Source organism: Streptomyces sp. JLBJ103 (genome assembly GCF_058215575.1).
In genome coordinates this window covers 7,429,046-7,452,230 of sequence record NZ_CM177089.1, presented here as the reverse complement: position 1 = coordinate 7,452,230, position 23,185 = coordinate 7,429,046, and the positions used below count along the sequence as shown (strand labels likewise).

The following is a 23,185-nucleotide window of genomic DNA, read 5'->3' as shown; positions in this document are numbered from 1 at the left end:
GCACTGTAGCGATTCAGCGGACGTCACCAGTCATCGGAAGTCATCAGATGACCTACAGGCATCGACCGAAATTCATCTGATGACTGGCCGTGCACACCTCTTGTTTGAGCTAAACCCCTGTGCCAACATGCCGGAGTCATCATACATGTCCTGGTCGCGATCTGTTGTCTTACGAGGCACGGGTCCTGTGAATGGGGAGACACGTGAGCGAGACCGAGGTCACCACCGCACCACGCCCCCTGCTGCTTGCCGACGGCCGGCCCGCCGCCCGGGCCTGGTCGCTGGACCCCGCCCTGCGGCATCTCAACCACGGTTCGTTCGGAGCGGTCCCCCTCGTGGCGCAGGAGCGGCAGAACCAGCTGCGCGAAGAGATGGACCGCTCCCCGGTGGTGTGGTTCCCGGCGCTGCCGCAACGTGTCGCCGACACCCGGGTCGAACTCGCGGCCTTCCTGCGGGTCAGCCCCGGCGACCTGGCCCTCGTGCCGAACGCGAGCGCGGGTATCAGCACCGTCTACGCCGCGCTCGACCCACGCCCCGGCGGGGAGATCGTCGTCACCGACCACGGCTACGGAGCCGTCACCATGGGGGCCGAGCGGCTGGCACGCCGCTGGGGCGGCCGGGTGCGCACCGCCAAAGTGCCGCTGGAAGCGGACGAGGAGCAGGCGTACGAGGCGGTGGTGGCCGAGTTGAGCGAGGCCACGGGCCTCATCGTGCTCGACCACATCACCTCCGTGAGCGCACGCCGGATGCCGGTGGACCGGGTGGGCGCCGAGGCCCGGCGGCGTGGCATCCCGCTGCTGGTGGACGGTGCGCACGCCCCTGGCCTGATCGCCGCCCCGCTCTCCGGTGTGACCTGCGACTTCTGGGTCGGCAATCTGCACAAGTGGGGCTGTGCGCCGCGCGGCACCGCGGCGCTGGTCGCCCGTGGCCCGCTGCGTGAGGAGCTCCACCCGCTGATCGACTCGTGGAGCGCCGCCGATCCGTACCCCGACCGCTTCGACCAGCAGGGCACGCTGGACGCCACCAGCTATCTCGCGGCACCGACGGCGCTCGACTTCATCGAGCACACCTGGGGCTGGGAGACCGCCCGCCGGTACATGGACGACCTGGCCGGCTACGCAGAGCGGGTCGTCGGCGCCGCGTTCGCCGGGCTGACCGGTGTCAGCGGCACCGTGGACGTCGGTATGCCGGTCCCCGGTATGCGGCTGGTGCGGCTGCCCGCGGGCCTGGCCGCCACCCGCGTCGAGGCCGACGCCCTGCGCGACCGGGTCGCCGGGGAGCTGGGCGTGGAGTCGGCCTTCACCAGTTTCGGCGGCGTGGGGTATCTGCGGCTGTCCGCACATGTCTACAACACGGCCGCCGACTACGAGTACTTCGCCGAGTCCTGCGTCCCCGTCCTCGGCGAGTGGGCCGCTTCGACCCGCGGGCACCACAGCGGGCGCTAGCGGAGCACGGCATGCCCACACCCCTGTCCCCGAAGCCGCTGCCAGCGCGGCCGTCATCCACGGAAAGGTCGGCACGATGAAGAGAAGGACGGCAGCCCTCGCCCTCGGCTCAGCCGCCATGATGGTCCTGACGGGCTGTTCCACCATGAGTCCCGGTAAGGACGGAACGGTCACCCTCAATATGGTCGAGAGCCTGACGAATCCGGCCCGCAGCGACCTGATCAAGAACCTCATAGCCGACTTCGAGCAGCAGAACCCCAAGATCAAGGTCAATCTGATCTCGCCGCCCACCGAGCAGGCCGACCAGAAGATCCAGCAGATGCTTCAGTCCGGCAGTGGCGTCGATGTCCTCGAAGTGCGGGACATCACCGTCGGCCCGTGGTCGAACAACGGCTGGCTCTACGACATGAAGAAGGACCTGGGGGGCTGGAAGGGCTGGAAGGCCATGACGGAGAACGCCGTCAAGGCCGCCGAGGACACCAAGGGCAGGACCTACTTCGTTCCGTACGGCTTCTACGGGCTGAGCCTCTTCTACCGCACCGACCTGATCAAGGAGGCCGGTTTCAGCAAGCCGCCGGCCACCTGGGACGAGCTGCTGGAGCAGGCCTCCGCCATCCACGACCCGGCGAAGCGGCGGTTCGGCTACGCCTTCCGCGGCGGCGCCAACGCCAACAGCAACGCCACCGCCGTGATCGAGGCGTATGTCGCCGACAAGGTCGACACCGCCAACGGCTACAAGCTCACCAACGGCAAAACCATCTTCTCCGCGCCCGGGGCGCAGGACGCTCTGAAGACCTATCTGAAGCTCTTCAAGGAGGCGTCCCCCAAGTCGTCCGTCTCCTGGGGCTATCCGGAGATGGTCGAGGGCTTCTCCAACGGCTCCACCGGCTTTCTGCTCCAGGACCCCGAAGTGATCGCCACTGTCTCGGAGTCCAAGTCGATCAAGAAGGACCAGTGGGACACCGCCCCGCTGGTGGCCGGGCCCAGCGGCAAGACCGTCCAGCCACTGGCCACCGCCGGGTGGGGGATCGCCGACGGCAGCAAGCACAAGGCCGAGGCCGTCAAGCTGGTGCAGTTCCTCTCCCAGGGCAAGGCGTCGACGTCCTTCACCAAGAAGAACAGCCTGGTCCCGATCCTCAAGTCGGCGATCGCCGACCGGTTCTACAAGACCGGTCCCTGGTCCAGCTACGTCACCATGACCGAACACCCGGAGAAGTACCTCAATGTGAGCCAGCCGCGCGGCGTGGCCTGGTGGACCGAGTGGGAGCAGAAGGCCGACGCCGATGTGCAGAAGATGGTGCTCGGCAAGATGACGCCCAAGGAGCTGCTGGCCGGCTGGGACGCGTACTGGACCAAGAAGTGGCAGCGGGAGAAGTAGACATGCCGGCCACGTCCGCAATCACGAAGACGGCGAAGTGCCCCTCGCACGCGAGGGGCGCCCCGCCCGTCCCGAGCCGCCGGCGACGGGAGTTCACCACCCGCCGCGGCCTGATGATCGCCGCTTTCATGGCACCGGCCGCTGTCTTCGTGGCCGTCTTCACCTACTACCCCATGATCGCCGGCAGCCAGATGGCCTTTCGCAACTGGAAGCTGACGGATCTGACCGACACCTCCTGGGTGGGCCTGAAGAACTTTCGTGATGTCTTCGGCGACCCCATCTGGGGCACGGTCCTGGGCAACTCCTTCCTCTGGGTGTTCGGCTCGATCGTGCCCCAGCTGGTGATCGGTTTCGCGCTCGCGCTGTGGCTGCGCCGCCGGTTCCGCTTCCGCGGTCTCTACCAGGCACTGGTCTTCTTTCCCTGGGCGATTTCCGGGTTCCTCATCGGCATCCTGTTCCGCTGGATGTTCAACAGCGAGTTCGGCGTCGTCAACGACCTGCTCCAGAAGGCCGGACTCATCGACGAGCCCATCGCGTGGCTGGCCGATCCGAACACCGCGATGATCGCCGTCCTGATCGCCAACATCTGGTACGGCGTCACCTTCTTCGCCATCATGATCCTGGCCGCACTCCAGTCAATCCCCGACGAGCTGTACGAGGCGGCGGCCCTGGACGGCGCGAGCAAGACGCGCACCCTCTTCCAGATCACCATCCCCTACATCCGCACCACGCTGGCGCTCACCGTACTGCTGCGGATCATCTGGATCTTCAACTTCCCCGACCTGATCTTCGGGATGACCGGCGGCGGACCCAACAACGAGACACAGATCGTGACCACCTGGATGATCAAGATCACTCAGCAGGGCGACTACGGCAGAGCCTCCGCGCTCGGCCTCCTCGTGGTCGCCACGCTGCTGGTGTTCGCGGTGTTCTTCCTGCTGGCAACGCGCGAGAAGCGAGGGGTGAAGCCATGATCGGCAAAGCGACCGCGGCCGGCCGGACCGTCCGGTTCGCCTTCCTGGGGCTGTGGCTGGTGTTCACCGTCTTCCCGCTCTACTGGATCACCGTCACCTCGCTGAAGGCGCCCGGCGACATCTTCGCCTTCCCGATCGCCTACTGGCCCGAGCACTTCTCGCTGGAGAACTACCGAGGACTGTTCGGCAAGGCCGACTTCGGGACCTACGTCACCAACAGCCTCATCGTCGCGACCGTCGCCGGCGCGGCCGCCACCGCGATCTCGATGCTGTCCGCGTATGTGCTGGCGCGCTTCGAGTTCCGTACCAAGTCCGCGCTGCTGATGGCCGCCCTGGTCACCCAGATGATTCCCGCCTTCATCGCCCTGGGCCCGCTGTACCTGCTGATGACCGACCTCTCGCTGGTCGACAACCGGATCGGGCTCATCCTCGTCTACATCGCCGTGTGCATCCCGTTCTGCACGGTGATGCTCCGCGGTTTCTTCGAGAACATCCCGGACGCTCTGGAGGAGGCCGCCATGATCGACGGGCTGTCCCGGTTCGGAGCCCTGTTCCGGGTGCTGCTTCCGGTGATGAAGCCGGGCATCATCGCCGCCTTCATCTTCAACTTCGTCAACTGCTGGAACGAGCTGTTCCTGTCGGTGACCCTGCTGAACAGCGACAGCAACAAAACCGTCCCCACGGCCCTCAACGGATTCATCTCCAGCTTCAACATCGACTGGGGCTCGATGTCGGCGGCGGCCGTGTTCACCATCCTGCCCACGATGGTGTTGTTCGCCTTCGCCAGCCGCCATATCGTCCAGGGGCTGACCTCGGGGGCGGTGAAGGGCTGACACAGCCACCCGAACGGGGCAACGGACACCGGCGGACCCTGATCACCCCGCGATCCGTCGGTAGAAAGAGTCCATGTGCGGAATGTTCGGCAAAAACCGGCACAGAATTCTTCATTCGCCCAGGAGGATTCGTGTGCCGGGTCGGCTTCACCGTGCGGGAGACGGCCGTCAAGGACACCAGGAGCACGGCCGGGTCCCTCAGGGGCAGCCGGGGCAATCGCTCAGCGGCCACGGCCCCCTGCTGAGCGTGCGCAGCCTGGCCGGAGAGGTGTTCCTGCTGCAATTGGCGGTCGTGGTGCTGCTCGTCGCCGCCGCACTGATCGCTCTCGTGGTGCAGGTCCGACGCGACACCATGGCGGATGCCCAGCACCGGACGCTTGCCGCCGCCCAGGCGTTCGCGAATTCCCCCGGGATGCTGGAGGCGCTGGACAGCCGCGATCCGAGCGCGGTGCTCCAGCCGCGCGCCGAGGCGGCCCGGAAGGCCGCCGGGGTCGATGCCATCATCGTGTACACGTTGGACGGGATCACCCTCACGCACAGCGACCCGCGCCAGATCGGCAGACACATCATCGGGCCCTATGCGGAGGCGGCCGCCGGCAAGCCGTTCACCAGGACCTTTCGAGGATCCCTGGGCCTCTCCGTGGTCTCCGCCGTGCCCGTCAAGGACACGCACGGCTCCGTTGTCGCCGTGGTCGCCGTCCCCGTCACGGTCGGGACGGTGCAGCAGGGGGTGAGACGTCAGCTGCCGGTCCTCATCGGCGGCGCTGTCGGGGCTCTTGCCGTCGCCGCGGGTGGGGCGGGTCTGGTGAGCCGGCGGTTGCGGCGCCAGACCCATGGCCTGGGCCCGGTCGAGATGACCCGTATGTACGAGCACCACGACGCGGTTCTGCACGCGGTGCGGGAGGGGGTGCTCATCGTCGGGGGCGACGGCCGGATCCTGCTGGCCAACGACGAGGCGCGGCGGCTGCTTGACCTGCCGCGGGACGCGGAGCGGCACCATGTCGCCGGTCTCGGGCTGGCGGGGGACCTCGCCGAGGTGCTGGCCTCCGATCGCCCGGCGACCGATGAGGTGCATCTGGCGGGCGACCGGCTGCTGGCGGTCAACAAGCGGCTCACCGCCCCCCGCGGGCCGGTCGGCAGCGTGGTGACCCTACGGGACACCACCGAACTGCGGGCTCTCACCGGCAAGGCCGAGCTGGCTCGCGAACGGCTGAGACTGCTCTACGAAGCGGGGGTACGGATCGGGACCACGCTGGATGTCACACGTACCGCCGAGGAACTGGCGGAGGCCGCGGTCCCCACCTTCGCCGACGTCGTCACCGTCGAGCTCCGGGACCCGGTCCTGCACGGCGAGGAGCCGTCCGGTGCGAGCACCGAGATGCGCCGCACCGCCGTTGTCGGCCTGGAGGGTGACCATCCCCTCTACCCCGTCGGGACGCTGATCCGGTTCGCTGCCACCCATCCCATCGCCACCGGTGTGGCCAGCGGCCGAGCGGTCCTCGTCCGACGCTTGAGCACCTGCGAGGGGTGGCGGGCCCAGGACCCCGGGCGTACCCAACGGGTCCTGGACTTCGGCATCCACTCCTTGATCCTGGTCCCGCTCCGGGCCCGCGGGGTGCTGCTCGGGATGGCGCACTTCTGGCGGGAGAGCGCCTCCCCTCCGTTCGAGGAGGAGGATGTGTCCTTCGCGGAGGAACTGACCGCCCGGGCAGCGGTGTGCATCGACAACGCCCGCCGGTACACCCGCGAGCACGCCATGGCCGTCGCCCTCCAGCGCAGCCTGCTGCCCCGGGGGCTGCCCGAGCAGCCCGCCCTCGAGGTGGCCTACCGCTATCTGCCGGCGCGGGCCGGTGTGGGCGGGGATTGGTTCGACGTCATCCCGCTGTCCAGCGCCCGGGTGGCCCTGGTGGTCGGCGATGTGGCCAGCCACGGCCTGCACGCGGCGGCCACCATGGGCCGGCTGCGCACCGCCGTTCACAACTTCTCCGTCCTGGACATGCCTCCGGACGAGCTGCTGACCCGTATGGACGAGTTGGTGGCGCAGATCGGCGCCGATGAGGCCGACGCCGGGAACGGGCCGGGAATCACCGGGACCACCTGTCAGTACGCCATCTACGACCCCACCTCCGGAAAGGTGGCCGTCGCCACTGCCGGCCACCCGGGTCTCGCGGTGGTCCACCCCGACGGGACCGTGGCCTTCCCCCCGGTGCCGATCTCCCCGCCGCTGGGCCTGGGCGCCGGGCTGCCCCACGAGAGCGCTGGGCTGACGGTGCCGGAGGGTTCCCGGATGGTGCTCTACACCGACGGGCTGATGGCGGACCGCGACCCCGACACCGGCCGGGAGTCCCTGCGCACTGCCCTGACCGGACCCGGCCGCGATCCGGAGACCACCTGTGCCGCGGTGATCGAGGCCATGCTGCCCGCCCAGCCCAAGGATGACATCGCGCTGCTGGTGGCCCGCACACGTCGGCTCGACCGCTCGCAGATCGCCGAGTGGGAGGTGCCCCGTGACCCCGCGGCGGTGGCCCCGGTGCGAGCGGCCTGTGTCCGCCGGCTGACGGAGTGGGGCCTGGAGCAGTTCGCCCTCACCGCGGAGCTCATCCTCAGCGAATTGATCACCAACGCCATCCGCTACGGCACCGAGCCCATCACCGTACGGCTGCTCCGTGTGCGCACCCTGATCTACGAGGTCTCCGACGGCAGCAGCACCACGCCCCGGCTGCGGCTGGCCAAGGTCACCGATGAAGGCGGCCGCGGTCTCTTCCTGGTCGCTCAGTTCACCGAGCGCTGGGGCACCCGCTACACCCCCACCGGCAAGGTCATCTGGGCCGAACAATCCCTCCACGAGGGGGGCCCGCCGACGGCGGAAGGCATCGGGGAGGACCTGCTCGACCAATGGGACGACACGGCAGGGTGAGGGTGGTGACGCGGCCGGCCGCCGCACGGCGTTGCCCACGCCGAGTCGTTCACTCCAGTGACACGACGTGCCTGCTGCGGCCGGGAGCCCACCGGTGATAGCGCTCATTCCTGTGTCCCGTTCCCTGGAGTCATCGTGACCGCACCTCGTGCCCGAGCGGCGGCCGTCTGCGGCTGCCTCACCCTCGTGGTGGCCCTGAGCGCCTGTGATCAGACCCCGACCCCCATGCCCAAGAAACCTTCGGCGGCCACCTCCATCCACGACATGGGCGGCATGGACGCGCTGATCGCCGCGGCGAAGCACGACGGCAGGCTGAACGCGATCGCGCTTCCGCGGGACTGGGCCAACTACGGTGGGCTCATCGACGGCTTCGAGAAGAAGTACGGAATCAAGGTCACGGTGGCCAATCCGCAGGGCTCCAGCCAGGACGAGCTCGACGCCGTGCGGAAGGGCGGGATGAGTCGCCATGCCCCCGATGTGCTCGATGTGGCGGACACCTTCGCACGGGTGGCGGTCCGGGAGAACCTGCTCGCGCCTTACCAGGTCATCGAGTACGACGCGATCCCGAGGAATCAGAAGGACCCAAGGGCCCGCTGGGCCAACAACTACGGGGGCTATATCTCCATCGGCTGCAATGCCAAGCGTGTCAAGACCTGCCCCCGAACCTTCGCCGATCTGTTGAAACCCCAGTACAAGGGCAAGGTCTCGCTGGACGGCGACCCCACCCGGTCCGGTACCGCATTCGCCGGTGTGTACGCCGCCGCCCTGGCGAACAACGGATCCTTCGACAACATCCGGCCCGGTCTCGACTTCTTCGCCAAGCTCAAGAAGAAAGGCAACTTCAACCCCGTCGAGTCCACCTCGACCGCGGTCAGGAGCGGTCAGACGCCCATCGGTATCGACTGGGACTACGTCAACCTCGAATACGCCTCCCAGTTCCGCAGCAAGGGCGTGAAGTGGCAGGTCGCGATCCCCTTCGACGGCACATTCGCCCAGTACTACGCGCTGGCGGTCAACAGACACGCGCCGCACCCGGCGGCCGCCCGCCTGTGGCTGGAGTACCTCTTCAGCCCCGAGGGCCAGAACCTCCGGCTCCAGGGCTACGCCCGCCCGGTGCTGTTGGACCGCATGGAGGCGAATCGCACCCTCGACACGGCCGCGGCCGCGATGCTGCCGACGGTTGAGGGGACACCGCAGTTCCCCACGGATGCGCAGTTGGAGGAGGCGAGGGAGGTCGTCGACCGAGGCTGGGCGAAGGCCGTCTCGGGCTGACCACCCCACCCGGCGGCCCCAGGCCGTCACCCGGCCCTGGCGGAGGTGGAGTTCTTCCAGGGAAGGTGGTCAGCCGATCAGAGGGGGAAATCGCTGGCGGAGACGCACTTCGTGTAGGTCCGGAGGGGCTTGGCCATCTGGCTGATGTCGACGAGCGTGGCATCGATCGCCGCGGCACCGTCCTGGACGGTGACCTCCACGGCCGGGGTACGGCCGTAGGTGATGAGGCTCTTCTTTCCTCCGGTGGACTTGGCCGACTGAAGGACCCAGTCCACGCCGTTGACCGTGACGCACAGGTCGGGGGTGGGCGGGATCGGCGTCAGGCCGCAGCGCCAGATCACCGCGCCGTCTCCCCACGACGCGGCTCCCGGCACATCGACGCTGTCGCGGTCCTTGCCGTCGACCCGGTCGAGATATCCGTCCGCAAGTCCGCCGCACGCGGCCGAGTTGGCGCGACCGGCGGGCTCGATACCGACGGCCGGTGACATCACCTCTCGTACGACGAGGACAGCCGCGATGACGAGGACGACGCCGGTGATGCCATAGGCAAACCAGTGGCGCCGTGTTGGCCTCTTCATCACTCAACTCCCGTGTGTTTCCCGCCTCTTCACCGTGAACGCTACGTGAGAGGTCCCGAGGGGAGTGCGTCAGGGTCCCGGCCGCACCGAGAACCCGCCTTCACCCCTGCTGGTAGGCGTTGCCCTCCTCGTTGATGAGCACATGGTCGGGGTCGAGGGCTTCGGCCGCGCGGGCCCGCTCCAGCAAGCAGGTCAGGGGCGGGAGCGGAGCCAGACCGAGGCGGTCGAGGAGTTCGGCGCGCATTCCGGCCAAGTCCTCGAGCTCCGCGGCCTCGATGTACTCCGCGTCGTCCTCGTCGCGCAGGGCCTGGAGCGCCCGCTCGTCCATCTCCCGCCCCTCCCGCTCCCAGTGCAGTGCCTCCCCGGAACACGGCAGCCCGATCAGCAGGAGCAGCGCATCCTGGAGGTTGCTCCCGACCACCCCGGCGGATCCCTCGGAGTCGGCGAAGAGCACCGGGCGGTCCTCGCCGTCACCCTCGCCGCAGAGGAAGTACGTACCACCGCCGTGGTCCTTCGCGATCGGCTCCAGCGGGGCACCGGAGGCCAGCCGCACCGGTTCCACATGGGTGATGGTGTCCATGAGGGTGTCGAACTCGAAGGGGAAATCGGCCAGCAGGGCCGCCTGACGGTCGGCCTTGAGCCGGGCGAGAAGTGATCCGGACGTTGTCATGGGCCGGACCCTACAGCGGTGTCCGGACAGCGCCGGACCACAGCCCCGGGGCCGGCGGCGAGCCACGGGGATGACTACCCCGTTTTCCCGGGTGCCTGCCGGACCTCGAAGTTGTCGAACTGCTGCGTCTGGTAACCGGTGACGCCGAGGCCCGTCAGGCCCTTGGTGTACGAGCTGTCGTTCGCTTCGCCGAGGGTCTTTCCGTCGACGGATGCGGTGAGCTTGTCGCCCCGCATGGTGAACGACACGGTGTGCCAGCCGTTCAGACCCAGGGGCGTCGACTTTCCACTGGCGAGCGTGGTGAACTTCCAGGTCTGGTCACTCTTGTCGATCGACCACTCGCCCGTGTCGCTCACCCTCAGGTGATAGGCGTCCAGGCCGTTGTTGTTCTTGGCCTGTCGGCCGACACGGCCCAGGAGTTCCACACTGCCGGGCTGCTCGAACATCGCATCGGTGGTGACCGTGTAGTTGTCCCACGACCCGTCGCCCATGATGGAGTAGGGCGCGTTGTAGGGCTCGTCGGTCCAGCGGATCGGGGTGGTCGGTGTCATCTGCCGCAGACAGGTACCCGTACGGTCGCCGCCGCAGCGCACCGACTGGAAGGCACCGTTCATATCGGAGAAGTACTTGGCGTTCGTGGAGCCCGCCGGCTTGTCGAAGCGGTCGGTGTAGGGCAGCTTCAGCCCGGCGGCGGCCGGGGGCCTGGCGGTGCCCTTGCCCTGGCCGGTGGTCGTCGTCAGGGAGTAGACGTGTCCCGGCTTGAGGGTCAGCGAGTACCTGCCCTCCGACGGCACGATGTCCTCGCCCCGGACGAAGTGGTCCTTGCCGTCCGGCGACTTCACATCGGTGGACCACACGTGGACGACCCCGCCGGACAGACCGCCCTCGACCGTGAAGGTCGCGGTCTGGTCCTCCGTGGCGTCCATCGTCTCGATGACCGTGGAGTAGTCAGTGTTGTTCGTCGACTTCAGCGACACATAGCTGCCGTTGGCGTTGGTGCCGCCGAGATAGCCGCTGGCGGAGTCGATGTAGTGCCAGCCGGGCTGGGTGAACTGGGTGGTGTGTGCGGTGATCCACGTGGTTCTGCCGATGTGGTAGTTGCCGGACCACGGCTGCGCCGCGATCGACATGCCATCGCTCGAGAAGTGGAGATTCGGATACAGCGCGGCGATGACCGGCCAGTGGAAGAAGCCGGTCATCCTGCCGTCGATGTAGTGCCGGTTGACCGCGCGGGCCACCGCCGCGGCCCCGGTGTCGGTGTCCTGTGAGCCGTTCTCACTCGCCCACAGCGGCTTGCCCAGGTTCTTCGCGGTGTCACTGCTCGGGCAGGAGGTGTAGTCGCCGAGGTAGCCGCAGGGGTAGTGGGAGCCGACGATGTCGACCGCGTCCTTGAAACCGCTGTCGGCGGCCATGGCGTCGGCGGCGTCCCAGCCGAAGCTCTCGGCCGCGACCACCTTGGTCCGGTAGCCCTTCTCGACGAGTGTGGACTTGAGTTTCTTGAACCACTCGACGTCCCAGCCGCGCTCGTTCCAGCCGCCGAGGTAGTCGATGTCCAGATGGTGCTTCTTGGCGCAGCCCAGCCAGGACATGTAGTAGTCGATCATGTCCTGGGACCAGAACTTTCCGCCGCCGATCCATCCCGGCGCGCCCCACGCGAGTGCGGCGATCTTGATGTGCGGGTTGCGGGCCTTGGCCTGCTCGGCAAGCCACCACTGATAGCCCTGGCCGCAGTCCACGGTGTCGCGGGTGTGCATATGGCTGGGCTCGGCGCCGTCGGTGGAGTTGGTGTCGCCACCCACCTCGAGCTTCAGCGTCTGGAGTGCCGCGCCGTAGCCGGGTTTGAAGAGGTAGTCCAGCAACTCGCCGCGCTGCTTCCTGGGGTAGTCGATCAGCAGTCGCGAGTTGCCCCCGCCCCCGCTGATCGCCCCGACACCGTCGAAGGTACGGCCGGGCCGCGTACCGTCGATCGTGATCGATGTGCTCGGAGCGGCGTGGGCAACGGGTGGGCCCCAACCGATGAGGGCACCGATCAGCAGCACCAGGGAAGTGAGCAACGCTGGACGTCGTCGGCGGAGCGCTCGACGCCGACTGGCTGTGGGGGTCATGTCGACTCCAGGGAGTGGGCTTCAGCCGGCTGTTCCAGGGCCGGTTGACCGGTAGGAACTACTAGGACAGGGCCTAGGCGGCCCGCGGAGGCGGGGTGAGCTTGGTGGACTCACCGGCGGCGAGGTTCACCTTCCGCGTCCACTCCCCGAACGTCACGGTGGTCCTCCCGCCCCGGGCGCTGTGCACGGTCGCCGAGGTGACCTGGCCGTCGGTCCAGGCGAGGTCGACGGTGAAGCCGCCGCGTGCTCCGATGCCGGTGACTTTGCCGCGCGCGGCCCAGGCCGAGGGCAGTGCGGGAAGCAGCTCGATCAGGCCGGGACGCGAGTAGAGCAGCATCTCCAGCGCGGCGGTGGGCACACCGAAGTTGGCGTCGATCTGGAACGTGGCCCGGTCGCCGAGGGCGTACATGTCGAAGAAGTTGATCGCCGTGCCGTTGCTGTTGTCCTTGGACGGGCGCAACGGGGTCAGGAACCCCTGGTAGGCCCTGGCGGCGTCCTTCAGCCGCGCCCAGCACAGGGCGCGCCAGGCCATGCCCCAGCCGAAGGAGTTCATACCGCGTGCGGTGAGGAGCTTGGTCACCCCGGCGGCGATGTCAGCGGGCATGTCCTCGGCGGTCAGCCGGTCCCCCGGGAACAGGCCGACCAGCGGGGACAGATGGCGATGTGTGGTCTCACCCAGGTTGTCCGGGCTCGTCCACTCCTCCAGCCACCCGGTCTTGGGGCTGACCACCGGGAGGTAGAGGCGGCGCTGCAATCCGGCGATGGTCGAGGCGTATCGGGAGTCGACGCCCAGTTCCTTGGCGGCCACGCGGTAGTTCTGGAACAGCTGCCAGACGAGTTCCTGTGCATAGGTGATCCCCTTGGCGTCTTCGGGGCCGTGCTCGGGCGACCAGTCCTTGTCGTCGATCAGCACCTCCCGTGTTCCGCCGTCGGGATCGGTCACCGTGGTGGTGATCAGCCGTGCCTCCCAGAACTGGCAGGCGCCCTTCAGCAGCGGGTAGATCTTCGACAGATATTCCCTGTCCTGGGTGAACTCGTAGTGATCGAAGACCGAGTTGCACAGCCAGGCGTTGCCCGCCGGGTGCCAGTACCAGCCCAGTCCGCCGGAGATGTTGTGGGAGATCGCGGTGGTCCAGCCGGCCACCTTGCTGGAGGAGTTGCGGAACCGGTTGCGGGAGTCGTTGAACAGCGCCTGGGTCGTCCTGGTCCAGCACGGCACCTGGGCGAGCAGGTAGTCGGCCAACGGCTCGAAGCATGCGCCGAGCCCTGCCCGGTCCGGGAACCAGTAGTTCATCTGGACATTGATGTCGGTGTGGTAGTCGGCCATCCAGTCGGGGTCGTTGCGGTCCAGCCACAGCCCCTGGAGATTCGACGGAACGCTGCCGCGCGAGCTGGTGATCGTCAGGTACCGGGCGAACTGTAGGTAGGCCGCCTCCAGTTCGGGGTCGGGTGCGGCACCGTCGGCGGCGCGTGCGGCCAGTCGGCCGGCGGTGTCCTTGCCGCGCTGCTCCTCGGTGGAGGTACCGAGATCGACCGTCATCGCCCCGTACAGCTTCCGGTAGTCCTCGACGTGCGTGGCGAGCAGTGCGTCGCCGGACTCCTTGGCGGCGGTGGTGGCTTTCTCGCGGGCCACGCTCTTCGGGTCGACGGCCGGGTCCTTATACCCCTTGCTCGCGTCGGGGACGTAGTTCGTACCCCCCGCGATCACGATCAGCACCTCGGAGCAGCCGTCGAAGCGGACCTGACCACCGTCGACCGAGACCTTGCCACCCGTGCCCGTCGCGGTGACCACCGCGCCGTAGACGAGGCCGTTGCCGAGTGTGCCGCCGAAGGAGGCGGAGCCGGGGGCGCTGTCGCTGCCGGTGGACTCGCCATGAGTACCGTTCAGCGCCACACTGCCGGTGTAGCTCCCGCCACCGCTCTGCTTCAGCCGCACCACGACCACGTCGTCGGGGTGGCTGGCGTACACCTCGCGGGTGTAGGTGGCGCCGCTGTGCTGGTAGCTCGCCGATACGTATCCGTTGCTCAGGTCGAGCTGCCGACGGTATCCGCTGATCGCCGTCGAGGTGTGCGCGGGCACCGACACATAGGCCTTCGCGAGCAGGGAAAGGGTGCCGAACTTCGCTGTCTCGTAAGGGAATTGGCCGCTCGAGTCGAGTGTGTCGTTCAGACCACCGGTCCAGAGAGTCGCGTCGGTGAGGAAGAGGACGTCCTTGGCGGGGTCGCCGGTGACGAGCGCGCCGAAGCGGCCGTTTCCGATGGCCAGGCCCTCCTGGATGATGTGGGCCTCGGTGCCGGGCTTCGGGTACCAGAGGGTGGTCGCCTCGTCCGCCGCCACCAGCGACGGGGCGGATGGTCGCGACGGCGACGCCATCGCGCGGAATACCGGCAAGCCGCCCAGCGCCAGAGCCGCGCCAACGCCGGTACTCAGGCCCAGGAATGTCCGTCTCGAGGTGGAGCTGACGCGGTGCCGGGGCTGTTCTGCCATGGTGCGGCTCCTTGGGAGGGGAGGGTGTCCCGTTGACGCCGAACAGGGCGAATCGGGGTCACCGGTGGACGGCGGGGCACGGAGTGTGAGCCGCACTGAGACATGCACACCGCCGAGGTGACATCGGATGTATTAAGGAGCATCGGCCCGGCCTTCGTCCAGAGGGAGGACGAGATCTCATGAATATTGCCAGCTCACCCGCTGGGCAGCTCAAGGGACTTCACGGCACATCCGATGTTTGATCGCGGGAACTTGGGTGCAATCCGTCCCGCCGAAACCGTTGACGAACCCCCGCACCGCCTCTACGGTCCCTCAACAGAGTCGCACACATTTCACCAATTCAGCGCGCCCGCCGCCACGGGTACGATCAGCACCATGCCCAAGAAGGCCCCCGACCCTCTCACCCCACCCGGTACAACCAGCGTTCACACCCACGGCATGTCAGATACACTGCACAGTTTCACGGGCAGCGGGCAGCGGGCAGCGGGCAGCGGGCAGCGGGCAGCGGGCAGCGGGCAGCGGGCAGTGCTGCTTGCTGTGCGCTCGGCGGGGGCTCTGCACCGTCTGCTCGATGTGGTGCCCGTCTTCGAGGGTGACGCGCGTGTGGTCCTCCGGTTCACCCTGGTGCCGGGGTCGGAGTTCGACCTGGGCACCCTGGCTGCCCTGGAGCGGTCCGACGCTCGTGTCGTCCCTTGGGACGAAGCCGTCAGGCGCGAGCACGACTTGATCCTGACCGCCAGCCCGAAGGGTGCGCTGCGGGTCCTCTCCGGGCCACGGGTGGTTCTTCCCCACGGTGCGGGCTTCAACAAGACGGTCGGCGACGAGGGTTCACCCCATCTGCCGTCCGGACTCGATCCGCACTACGTGCTCACCGACGGTGAACCATGGGCCGCCCTCCACGCGCTGGCGCACGACGAGCAACTCACTCGTCTCGCCGCGTACTGCCCGTCGGCCGCCGACCGTGCGACCGTGGTGGGTGACCCGACCCTCGATCGTCTGCTCAACTCGATCAGCCACCGCGAGGGCTACCGTTCCGCACTGGGAACGGGCGAGCGTCGGCTCATTGTGCTCACCTCCACCTGGGGGCCGGAATCGCTGCTGGCCAGACGGCCTGAACTGCCGAGGGATCTCATCAGCCGGCTTCCCCACGACGCCTACCAACTCGCCCTGGTCCTGCATCCCAACGAGTACAGCCGGACCGGCTCGTTCGACCTCTCCCGGCAGCTCGCCCCGGCTCTCGCGGCGGGCCTGGTACTGGCCGGACCGTACGAGGAGTGGGCCGCTCTCCTGGTCGCGGGCGATGCGGTGGTCACCGATCACGGCTCGACCGCTCTCTACGCGGCCGCCCTCGGCCGACCCGTCGTCGGAGCGTACGACGGGGGAAACGAGCTGATCCCCGGCAGCCCCATGGCACAGCTGCTGGCCAAGGTGCCCCAGCTGACCGAGGCCGCCGACCTGCCCCAGGCCCTGCGGGCAGCCGAGGCCCAGGACAGCACGGGCTTCGCCGACGCGGCCTTCGCGCTGCGGGGCCAGGCCCTGCCGCGGCTGCGCCACGAGTGCTACCGGCTGCTGGGGATACGTCCGCCGGCCGTCCCGGCGGCTCCGCACCCGCTCCCCCGCCCGGCATCCGCGGCCCAGAGCGCGTCGGCCTTCGCCGTACGGGCCGATATCTCCGGGCTCCGGATCGGCATCGAACGGTTTCCCGCGTTCACCTCGGAGACCGTGCACCATCTGGCGGCCGAGCAACCGGAAGCCGACCAGCGCCGGATACAGAGCGCCGCGGTGCTGTGGCGCCGTGCGCGGCCCGCCTCCACCGCACCGCATACAAGCTCCTGGACGGCGGCCGGCTGGACGGCCCGGACACTGGAGGAATCTCCAGGCTGCTGGACGGCTGCCGCGGTCCTCACCCCGGAGCGGTGTCTCATCCGGCACCGCTCAGCGGGGGTACTCAGCGTCCGCGTCGAGCCGTGCAGAACCGGCGGACGGATTCTGCGCGCCGACCCCGCGGCAGTGGTGTCCGCGGTCCACGCCTGGCTGGGCGACACCACGTCCCAGTGGACGGCGCCGGTGTCGCTCCTCTGCGATATCGGCACGCTCACGGTCCGGGCCGAGCTGTGCCCGGCCGAGGAGGAAGACCTCGGCTACGAGCTCTGACCTTCCTCGGGCAGGCTGCCCGAACGGGCGGCCAGCAGCCGTGCCGCGGTCCGGTACCGCTCCGCTTCGGCGGTTTCCCCGAGTTCCTCAGCGAGAGCGGCCGATTCCTTCAGGACGCGTACCTCGTCGGAAGCCGAGCCCCGGTCGCGGGCGCTGACCAGTGCGGCCCGTACCAGGGGGACCGCTTCCGCCGGACGTCCGGCACGCCGCAGCGCCCGACCGAGTTCAAAGCCGCTCCTGGCCGTCATACGCTCCCTGTCCTGCTCCTGTGCCATCCTGTGCGCCTCGGACAGCAAAGACACCGCCTCCCCGGCTTCACCCTGGCCGAGGGCGGCACGGCCCAACAGGTAGGTCTGGAGCAGCACACCGTAGGCGTTCCCGATGGCCTCGTGGACTTCCCTGGCGGCGGTGAAGTCCTGGGCCGCACCCGCCCAGTCCCCCTGAGCCGACTTCAGCAGACCACGGAACTCCACTGCCGATGCCGTGAGTTTGCGTTCCCGGGTGGACTCCCCCAGCGCCCCGGCCGCGGCCAACGCGGTGTGCAGGTGTTCCGCGGCCTCGTCATACCGCTCCTGCTCCCACAGCGGCCTGGCCAGCTGGCAGCGCATCCGGATCCTGGCCGGAAGGTGCTCCAGGCGATCAGCGGCGGCTACGCCGGTCCGGAAGGCGTCGGTGACGTCCGCGTAATGCGGGTGGTCCAGAAAGTGCGTCCACAGCGGTTCGCACAGGGCCCACGCGTCCTCGTACAGACCGGCCTCGAACGCCACACGGACACAGCCGTACAGAGCCAGCCGCTGCGATTCCAGCCACCGCAGGGCCGCTGCCTTGTCGGTGAACTCGACGTCGGGGACGTCTCGTACCACCGCTGACGGCTCCGCGAACGTCATCCGCGGGCCGGCGGCCAGCAGATCCGCCCGCGCCGACTGACGCCGGTACCAGCGGATCAGCCCCTTGCGTGCCTCGGCTCGGTCCGCTCCGTCAGGGTCGTCCTGACCCGCACGGCGGTCCGCGTGCCCGCGCAGCAGGTCATGCATCCGGTACCCCTCGGGCCTGCTCTCCAGCAGACCGGCCACTTCCAGCTCCTCCAACGCGTCCTCGGCCGGCTGAAGACGACCGCGAAGGAGCGCGGCAGCGGCCGGGCCGGTGACCACGGGAGCCGGGTGCTGCGGCAGCAGGCGGTAGAGCCGGGCAGCATCGGGCCCCAGTCCCGCATACGCCGCGTCCCACACCGCCTCGACCATGGGGATGCCCTTCTCATGCAGCTCAGTGGTGAGTTCCTCGATCAGCCGGGACAGGCCGCGCCTGCGGTATCTGCGCACCCACTGACCGGCCACCTGGAGCGCCGCCGGCAGACCGCCGCAGCCCTGGGCGAGCTGGGTCAACGCGTCCGGTTCGGCGGCAAGCCGCGGATCGTCCACGATGTGTCCGAGCAACCGCACCGCGTCGTCCACCGCCAACGGGTTCACCGGCACCTCGACCGCCGCGACGCCGCCCAGGTCATGGAGCAGACCCTGACTCGTCACGATGGCGAGGCTCCCGGCGGACGCCGGAAGCAGCGGCGCGACCTCGGCGCCGTAACGGGCGTTGTCGATGACCACGATGAGCCGCTTGTCGCGGGTACGTGTCCAGTACTGCTTCGACCGGTCGGCGAAGGACCGCGCCAGGCAGTCCGGCGAGGTGTCCAGAGCGGTCAGCAGTTCGCCGAGTGCGTCGGCGACTTCGACCACTCCGTCCCGGCGGAGATCATCGAGATCGACGTAGAGCACTCCGTGGGGATACTTCTCGCTGTGCTGCCGCGCGACATGGAATCCCAGCGCCGTCTTGCCGATACCCCCGATACCGGTCAATGCCACGACCAGCGGCCCGGCATGGCCTCCGTGGCGCTCGGCGGCCCGTGCGATGCGGTCCTGTTCGTCCTGCCGGTTCTCGAAGTGCACGGGGGCGGGCGGCACTTGAAACGGCACCGGCTGCTGCGAAGCGGCCGCCGTGTGCAGATGGTGATGCAACTCCCCGATGTGCCCGGCCTGGACGACCACGTCCGCGTGCCCGCTCATGTTGTTGTGTGTCTCCCCGGTCATTCCGCAACTCTACGGTGGCATCGTCCGTATGACGGAAGGACAGCTGAGCCACGAAAGGGTGGAAGGCACCTGGTTTCTGAGTACGTACCTGAGTATCCGGTCGGATGCGGGGTCCGCCGCGTCCACCGATCCTTGTCCGCATGAGTGAGACACCGGTCAAACAACAGAGCACGGCCGCGTTCTACGGTCAGGCGGTCGCCTCCTTCTCCGTCGCGATGGCGGCCACCGCCATCGGCATCTTCCGGCTGGACGCCAACGCCTGGGTCCGCGGCTTCCTGGCCATCGCCGTGCTCTACCTGGTGACCTCGGCCTTCACTCTGGCCAAGGTGATCCGGGACCGGCAGGAGGCCGGGCAGATCGTCAGCCGGGTCGACCAGGCGCGGGTGGAGAAGCTGCTCGCCGAGCACGACCCCTTCGAAAAGCTGTGACCAGCGCGAGGGTCCATGGCGGGGTCGCGACGGCATTCAACCCATCGAAGCAACCGCTGCTGACCAGCCCGGGCACGTCATGAGAAGAACCCTATGTAGGACGAGGCCACGCTTGAGGCCAGCCAGTACAACCCGTAGGCCATACCGATGATGAGCAATATCGCCAGCGCGTTGTCTATCTTGCCGACGAATGTCATCGGAGGTCGAGGCTCCTGGTCATGTGAGCTCATTCGCTCAATATACGACAAGAAGTGTTCGTGTGCGGAGTCATGTTGATGTTTCTGGGCGGGCCGGGCGGGCTCCCTGACCGGGGAACCCGCCCTTCATGAGCGGGGCGCGACTCCGCTGACTCCGCCTGAACACAGTGTGCTCACACCAGCGACGCGGGGGCCTCGCGGAATGCCCGGATCAGCGGGAGCAGTTCGGCCAGCCCCGTGTCGATCCGGCCGCGCAGCGCGTCGGCCGCCTCGGGGCGGGCCAGCTCCGCGCGCTCGGCCACGATCTGAGTGGGTGCGGACCAGCCGCCCAGGGCGCGGACCACCGACCGCAGATGGTCGCAGGCGGTGGCGCCGTTGTAGAGGCTGGCGGCGGCGGAGGCGAGCAGCACCGGTTTGCCGCGCAGCGCGGTGGAGGGCAGATGGTCCAGCGCGTTCTTCAGGGCACCCGACAGGCTTCCGTGCTGTACGGGGGTGGTCAGCACGACCGCGTCGGCCTCCGCCACCTCCTTGAGTAGCCGGCGGACGTCCAGGTCCTCGAAGAGCTCACCGGAGACATAGCGTTCGGGGGCCAGGACGGGCAGCGTGAGCAGGGCACGGTCCAGCTCCCGGGTGTCGAACCCGGCGTCCTCCGCGCGGTCGCGGATGAGCGCGGTGAGCCGGTGGCACCCGGAGACGGCCGCGGTGGTGCCGGAGACAAGACACAGTTTCATCGGGTGCTCCGGACGTCGTCGCCACCCTGCCGCAGGTCCCAGGCGGCGCGCAGTTCACCGAGGTGCTCCAGTCCGGCCAGCACCTGATCCGGGTCGACGCCGAAGTCGATCAGACAGGCCACCTCGTCCACACCGATGGCCTCGAGCCGCGCCAAGAGCGGAAGAGTGTCCTCCACGGTGCCGAAGAGACCACCGGTGGAGAAGTAGCGGTCGAAGGAGCGCTGGACGAGGAATTCCGTGTCGTCGGGGTCGAGGTCGTCCGGATCGACACCCGGCAGGATGTCCCCGGCCGCCTTCATGATCAGGCCGAGGGAGCTGCGGATGTACGCGGTGAACGGCTCACGGACGGTCTCGCGGACCGCGTCCTTGTCCGTGCCGAGGAAGGTGTGCAGCATCAGTGCGACCTTGCCGGCCGCGGGGTTGCGCGGCGCCTCGTCCCCGGGCAGATGTGCCCGGTACTCGGCGATCTTCTTCTCCAGGTCGGGCAGTTCCTGGCCGAGCAGGTGGGTCAGCAGCCCGTAGCCGCGGCGCCCGGCCTCCTGGAAGGTCTGCGGGCTGCCCGCGCTGGTCACCCAGACCGGCAGCCGGGGCTGGACGGGCCGGGGGAAGGTGCGTACCTCGGCCGGTTCCCGTTCGCCGTCGGGCAGGGTTATGGACTCCCCCTGCCACAGCCGCTCGACGGTCCCGATGGTGTCGTTGAGGATGCGGCGGCGGTCGGCGTAGTTCTCCGGGCGCAGGGTGAAGTCCCGGGCGTGCCAGCCGGAGGCGAAGGAGAGCCCGACCCGGCCGCCGGAGAGGTTGTCCACCACCGACCACTCCTCGGCCAGGCGCAGCGGGTGGTGCAGGGGGGCGACGACGCTGCCCGCCCGGATGCCGATCCGTGTCGTGACCGCGGCCACCGCGGCGCCGGTCACCGCCGGATTGGGGTAGGGGCCGCCGAACTCGTGGAAGTGACGCTCGGGCGTCCACACGGCGCTGAAGCCGTGGCGGTCGGCGAATCGGGCGCCGTCCAGCAGGAGCCGGTAGCCGTCGGCACCGGCCTCCTGGCCGGCCGCGAAGTAGAAGAGGCTGAAGTCCATCGGATGCTTCTCCCTGAGGTCTGAGGCGTTCCGGGTGGGCGGGGCGCGGCGGCGGTCAGCCGCCGGCCGCCTCGGATGTCGCCTCCGTGCCGGGCAGCGGGGCGGCCGCCTCCGCGGCCCGCGCGGCCGGCTGCGCGCGGACGGCGAGGGTGGCGACGGCGCCGGCCAGCATGATGGCGACGGGCAGCAGATAGGTGATGCGGATGGCGGTGGTCATGTCGGTGCGGTCCAGCTGGGTCTGGAGCAGCGCTCCGACGGCCGCGCTGCCGAGCAGACTGCCGCACAGCCGGGTGGTGTTGAACAGCCCGGACGCCGCCCCGGCCATCGCGGGGTCGATGTCCTTGAAGGCGACGACGCTGGCGGGCGCGAAGGCCACGCCCATGCCGACGCCGATCAACGCCAGCCCGGGGAGCGTGGCGGAGGCCCCGGAGTCGGCCCGGATCAGGGCGGCGATGAGCGCGATACCGCCGGAGAACGAGAGCAGCCCGGTGATCATCACGTACTTGCCGCCGAACCGGTCGGTGAGCCGTCCCGAGTACGGCGCGATGAACACCGACACCAGGGGGGCGACGGCGATCATCAGCCCGGCGCGGAACGCGGACAGGTGCTGGACGTCCTGGAGATACAGCCCCGTCAGCAGCAGCATTCCGCCGAGTCCGCAGGGCAGGACGCACACCACGGCGGACATCAAGGTGAAGTTGCGGTCGCGCAGGACCGCGAACGGGACCAGCGGATCGTGTTCCTGACGCCCGCGCTCGACGAGGAAGAACACGCCGAGTACCAGCAGTCCGGCGACGACCAGGGCCGGGACGGTGACCGGTCCCCATACCGTCCCCCAGTTGTGCGACTCGCCCTCCAGAAGCCCGTAGACGACGCAGAGCATGGCGAGGGACAGCAGGACCGATCCCACGATGTCGATCCGCGGCCGGCCGCGGCCGGCCATCCGGGGCACGGCGAGCAGCACCAGCGCGCCGCCGATCAGACCGATCGGGATGTTGATGTAGAAGATCCAGCGCCAGCCCAGCGAGGCCACCAGCAGTCCGCCGACGGTGGGTCCGGCGGCGGCCACGATGCCCGCGAAGGAGCCCCAGACCCCGAGCGCCGCGCCGCGCCGCTCGGCCGGGAACATCTGATTGATGATCACCAGGGTCTGCGGGGTGAGCAGTGCGCCGCCGACGCCCTGGAGCGCCCGCGCGGCGATGGCCTGGCCGGGGTCCTGGGCGAATCCGCAGGCGGCCGACGCCAGGGTGAACAGCAGCAGACCGGCCAGAAAGACACGGCGGGAGCCGAAGAGGTCGGCGAGGCGACCGCCGGTGACCAACAGCACGGCGAAGGACAGCAGATACGCGTTGATCACCCACAGCACCTGCGTGAGCCCGGTGTCCAGGCCGGTGGTGATGGCGGGCACCGCGACATTGACCGCGGTGGTGTCGAGCAGTACGACGGCCTGGGCGAAGCAGACCGCGAACAGCGCGTACCACGGCCTGCGCAGCCGCTCCCGAGCCGTGGTGAGCGGCCCGCCGGGTGGGGTGGTGCGGGTGTCCGTCCGCGCCTTGCCGTTGGTCATGGGGACTCCTAGGAGCGTGCGGTGTCGGTGGCGCGGATGAGGCTGAGCGGGCGCATATCGGTCCAATGGTTCTCGATGTGGTCGAGGGCATCCTGACGGGCGGCGGGCCCGAAGGCGGTGCGCCACCCCGCGGGGGCCTCCAGGGCGTGGGGCCACAGGGAGTACTGGCCCTCGTCGTTCACCAGGGCGAGGAAGCGGGCTTCCGGGTCCTCGAACGGATTGGTCTGCATGGTCGTCCTTCGTCTGGATCGCGGGTGGATCGCGGGTGGGCGGTGCTCGGGTCGGGGCGGA

Annotated in this window: 17 protein-coding genes; 8 read left to right on the top strand and 9 right to left on the bottom strand. The window is 68.9% G+C overall.

The features are described 5' to 3' along the window. The first annotated feature begins 203 nt into the window (after positions 1 to 203). From AC4BEG_RS32195 to AC4BEG_RS32170, 6 genes are all read left to right on the top strand, one after another. Positions 204 to 1,445: an aminotransferase class V-fold PLP-dependent enzyme gene (locus tag AC4BEG_RS32195; RefSeq protein ID WP_490703184.1), complete on the top strand. Its 1,242-nt coding sequence runs from the start codon at positions 204 to 206 to the stop codon at positions 1,443 to 1,445. A 76-nt stretch (positions 1,446 to 1,521) separates the two neighbouring features. Continuing rightward, positions 1,522 to 2,823 (top strand): ABC transporter substrate-binding protein, encoded by a 1,302-nt coding sequence (locus AC4BEG_RS32190; RefSeq protein WP_490703183.1) that lies wholly within the window; start codon positions 1,522 to 1,524, stop codon positions 2,821 to 2,823. A 128-nt stretch (positions 2,824 to 2,951) separates the two neighbouring features. Further along, positions 2,952 to 3,797, top strand: a complete 846-nt coding sequence (locus tag AC4BEG_RS32185) for a carbohydrate ABC transporter permease (protein WP_490703182.1) — start codon at positions 2,952 to 2,954, stop codon at positions 3,795 to 3,797. Further along, positions 3,794 to 4,630, top strand: a complete 837-nt coding sequence (locus AC4BEG_RS32180) for a carbohydrate ABC transporter permease (RefSeq protein WP_490703181.1) — start codon at positions 3,794 to 3,796, stop codon at positions 4,628 to 4,630. Before AC4BEG_RS32185 ends, AC4BEG_RS32180 begins: the two co-directional genes overlap by 4 nt. A gap of 73 nt (positions 4,631 to 4,703) precedes the next feature. Next, entirely contained in the window at positions 4,704 to 7,547 is a 2,844-nt protein-coding gene (locus AC4BEG_RS32175; RefSeq protein WP_490703180.1) for a SpoIIE family protein phosphatase, read from the top strand. 135 nt (positions 7,548 to 7,682) lie between these two features. Next, entirely contained in the window at positions 7,683 to 8,819 is a 1,137-nt protein-coding gene (locus AC4BEG_RS32170; protein ID WP_490703179.1) for an ABC transporter substrate-binding protein, read from the top strand. A gap of 77 nt (positions 8,820 to 8,896) precedes the next feature. On the opposite strand, the gene AC4BEG_RS32165 is transcribed toward AC4BEG_RS32170, so the two are convergent. The 4 genes from AC4BEG_RS32165 to AC4BEG_RS32150 all read right to left on the bottom strand — a co-directional run bounded on the left by AC4BEG_RS32165 (position 8,897) and on the right by AC4BEG_RS32150 (position 14,660). Continuing rightward, positions 8,897 to 9,397 carry a DUF3515 family protein gene (locus AC4BEG_RS32165; RefSeq protein WP_490703178.1) on the bottom strand — a complete coding sequence of 167 codons (501 nt, stop codon included), beginning with the start codon at positions 9,395 to 9,397 and terminating at the stop codon, positions 8,897 to 8,899. 100 nt (positions 9,398 to 9,497) lie between these two features. Further along, positions 9,498 to 10,067, bottom strand: coding sequence for a hypothetical protein (locus AC4BEG_RS32160; RefSeq protein WP_490703177.1), 570 nt, complete (start codon positions 10,065 to 10,067; stop codon positions 9,498 to 9,500). Between the two features lie 74 nt (positions 10,068 to 10,141). Beyond that, a complete protein-coding gene (locus tag AC4BEG_RS32155) occupies positions 10,142 to 12,121 on the bottom strand; it encodes a glycoside hydrolase family 30 protein (RefSeq protein WP_490703176.1) in 1,980 nt (659 codons plus the stop codon). A 124-nt stretch (positions 12,122 to 12,245) separates the two neighbouring features. Continuing rightward, positions 12,246 to 14,660: a glycosyl hydrolase family 95 catalytic domain-containing protein gene (locus AC4BEG_RS32150; RefSeq protein ID WP_490703175.1), complete on the bottom strand. Its 2,415-nt coding sequence runs from the start codon at positions 14,658 to 14,660 to the stop codon at positions 12,246 to 12,248. A gap of 438 nt (positions 14,661 to 15,098) precedes the next feature. Here AC4BEG_RS32150 and AC4BEG_RS32145 point away from each other — a divergent pair, with 438 nt between their 5' ends. Further along, complete coding sequence (locus tag AC4BEG_RS32145) at positions 15,099 to 16,814, top strand: translation initiation factor 2 (protein WP_490703174.1); 1,716 nt, start codon at positions 15,099 to 15,101, stop codon at positions 16,812 to 16,814. Here the strand turns inward: AC4BEG_RS32145 and AC4BEG_RS32140 are convergent. Next, positions 16,802 to 18,892 (bottom strand): hypothetical protein, encoded by a 2,091-nt coding sequence (locus tag AC4BEG_RS32140; RefSeq protein ID WP_490703173.1) that lies wholly within the window; start codon positions 18,890 to 18,892, stop codon positions 16,802 to 16,804. The two genes, AC4BEG_RS32145 and AC4BEG_RS32140, sit on opposite strands and share 13 nt — an antisense overlap. A 140-nt stretch (positions 18,893 to 19,032) precedes the next feature. Here AC4BEG_RS32140 and AC4BEG_RS32135 point away from each other — a divergent pair, with 140 nt between their 5' ends. Beyond that, complete coding sequence (locus AC4BEG_RS32135; protein ID WP_201876692.1) at positions 19,033 to 19,320, top strand: YiaA/YiaB family inner membrane protein; 288 nt, start codon at positions 19,033 to 19,035, stop codon at positions 19,318 to 19,320. A gap of 370 nt (positions 19,321 to 19,690) precedes the next feature. Here AC4BEG_RS32135 and AC4BEG_RS32130 read toward each other — a convergent pair whose 3' ends face one another. From AC4BEG_RS32130 to AC4BEG_RS32115, 4 genes are read right to left on the bottom strand one after another with little or no spacing between them, the layout of a single operon-like run. Continuing rightward, positions 19,691 to 20,248, bottom strand: coding sequence for an NADPH-dependent FMN reductase (locus tag AC4BEG_RS32130; RefSeq protein ID WP_490703172.1), 558 nt, complete (start codon positions 20,246 to 20,248; stop codon positions 19,691 to 19,693). Next, a complete protein-coding gene (locus tag AC4BEG_RS32125) occupies positions 20,245 to 21,327 on the bottom strand; it encodes a MupA/Atu3671 family FMN-dependent luciferase-like monooxygenase (RefSeq protein WP_490703171.1) in 1,083 nt (360 codons plus the stop codon). Before AC4BEG_RS32125 ends, AC4BEG_RS32130 begins: the two co-directional genes overlap by 4 nt. Positions 21,328 to 21,382: 55 nt before the next feature. Further along, positions 21,383 to 22,894, bottom strand: a complete 1,512-nt coding sequence (locus AC4BEG_RS32120; protein WP_490703170.1) for an MFS transporter — start codon at positions 22,892 to 22,894, stop codon at positions 21,383 to 21,385. Positions 22,895 to 22,902: 8 nt separating this feature from the next. Continuing rightward, positions 22,903 to 23,124: an MbtH family protein gene (locus AC4BEG_RS32115; protein WP_490703169.1), complete on the bottom strand. Its 222-nt coding sequence runs from the start codon at positions 23,122 to 23,124 to the stop codon at positions 22,903 to 22,905. Positions 23,125 to 23,185 lie beyond the last annotated feature (61 nt).

What these genes read in the sequence shown, in the direction of transcription:
- AC4BEG_RS32140 (WP_490703173.1), bottom strand. Translation starts at nt 18,892, where the DNA reads ATGACCGGGGAGACACACAACAACATGAGCGGGCACGCGGACGTGGTC.
- AC4BEG_RS32165 (WP_490703178.1), bottom strand. Translation starts at nt 9,397, where the DNA reads ATGAAGAGGCCAACACGGCGCCACTGGTTTGCCTATGGCATCACCGGC.
- AC4BEG_RS32120 (WP_490703170.1), bottom strand. Translation starts at nt 22,894, where the DNA reads ATGACCAACGGCAAGGCGCGGACGGACACCCGCACCACCCCACCCGGC.
- AC4BEG_RS32125 (WP_490703171.1), bottom strand. Translation starts at nt 21,327, where the DNA reads ATGGACTTCAGCCTCTTCTACTTCGCGGCCGGCCAGGAGGCCGGTGCC.
- AC4BEG_RS32115 (WP_490703169.1), bottom strand. Translation starts at nt 23,124, where the DNA reads ATGCAGACCAATCCGTTCGAGGACCCGGAAGCCCGCTTCCTCGCCCTG.
- AC4BEG_RS32190 (WP_490703183.1), top strand. Translation starts at nt 1,522, where the DNA reads ATGAAGAGAAGGACGGCAGCCCTCGCCCTCGGCTCAGCCGCCATGATG.
- AC4BEG_RS32135 (WP_201876692.1), top strand. Translation starts at nt 19,033, where the DNA reads ATGAGTGAGACACCGGTCAAACAACAGAGCACGGCCGCGTTCTACGGT.
- AC4BEG_RS32175 (WP_490703180.1), top strand. Translation starts at nt 4,704, where the DNA reads ATGTGCGGAATGTTCGGCAAAAACCGGCACAGAATTCTTCATTCGCCC.
- AC4BEG_RS32180 (WP_490703181.1), top strand. Translation starts at nt 3,794, where the DNA reads ATGATCGGCAAAGCGACCGCGGCCGGCCGGACCGTCCGGTTCGCCTTC.
- AC4BEG_RS32130 (WP_490703172.1), bottom strand. Translation starts at nt 20,248, where the DNA reads ATGAAACTGTGTCTTGTCTCCGGCACCACCGCGGCCGTCTCCGGGTGC.
- AC4BEG_RS32145 (WP_490703174.1), top strand. Translation starts at nt 15,099, where the DNA reads ATGTCAGATACACTGCACAGTTTCACGGGCAGCGGGCAGCGGGCAGCG.
- AC4BEG_RS32185 (WP_490703182.1), top strand. Translation starts at nt 2,952, where the DNA reads ATGGCACCGGCCGCTGTCTTCGTGGCCGTCTTCACCTACTACCCCATG.
- AC4BEG_RS32150 (WP_490703175.1), bottom strand. Translation starts at nt 14,660, where the DNA reads ATGGCAGAACAGCCCCGGCACCGCGTCAGCTCCACCTCGAGACGGACA.
- AC4BEG_RS32160 (WP_490703177.1), bottom strand. Translation starts at nt 10,067, where the DNA reads ATGACAACGTCCGGATCACTTCTCGCCCGGCTCAAGGCCGACCGTCAG.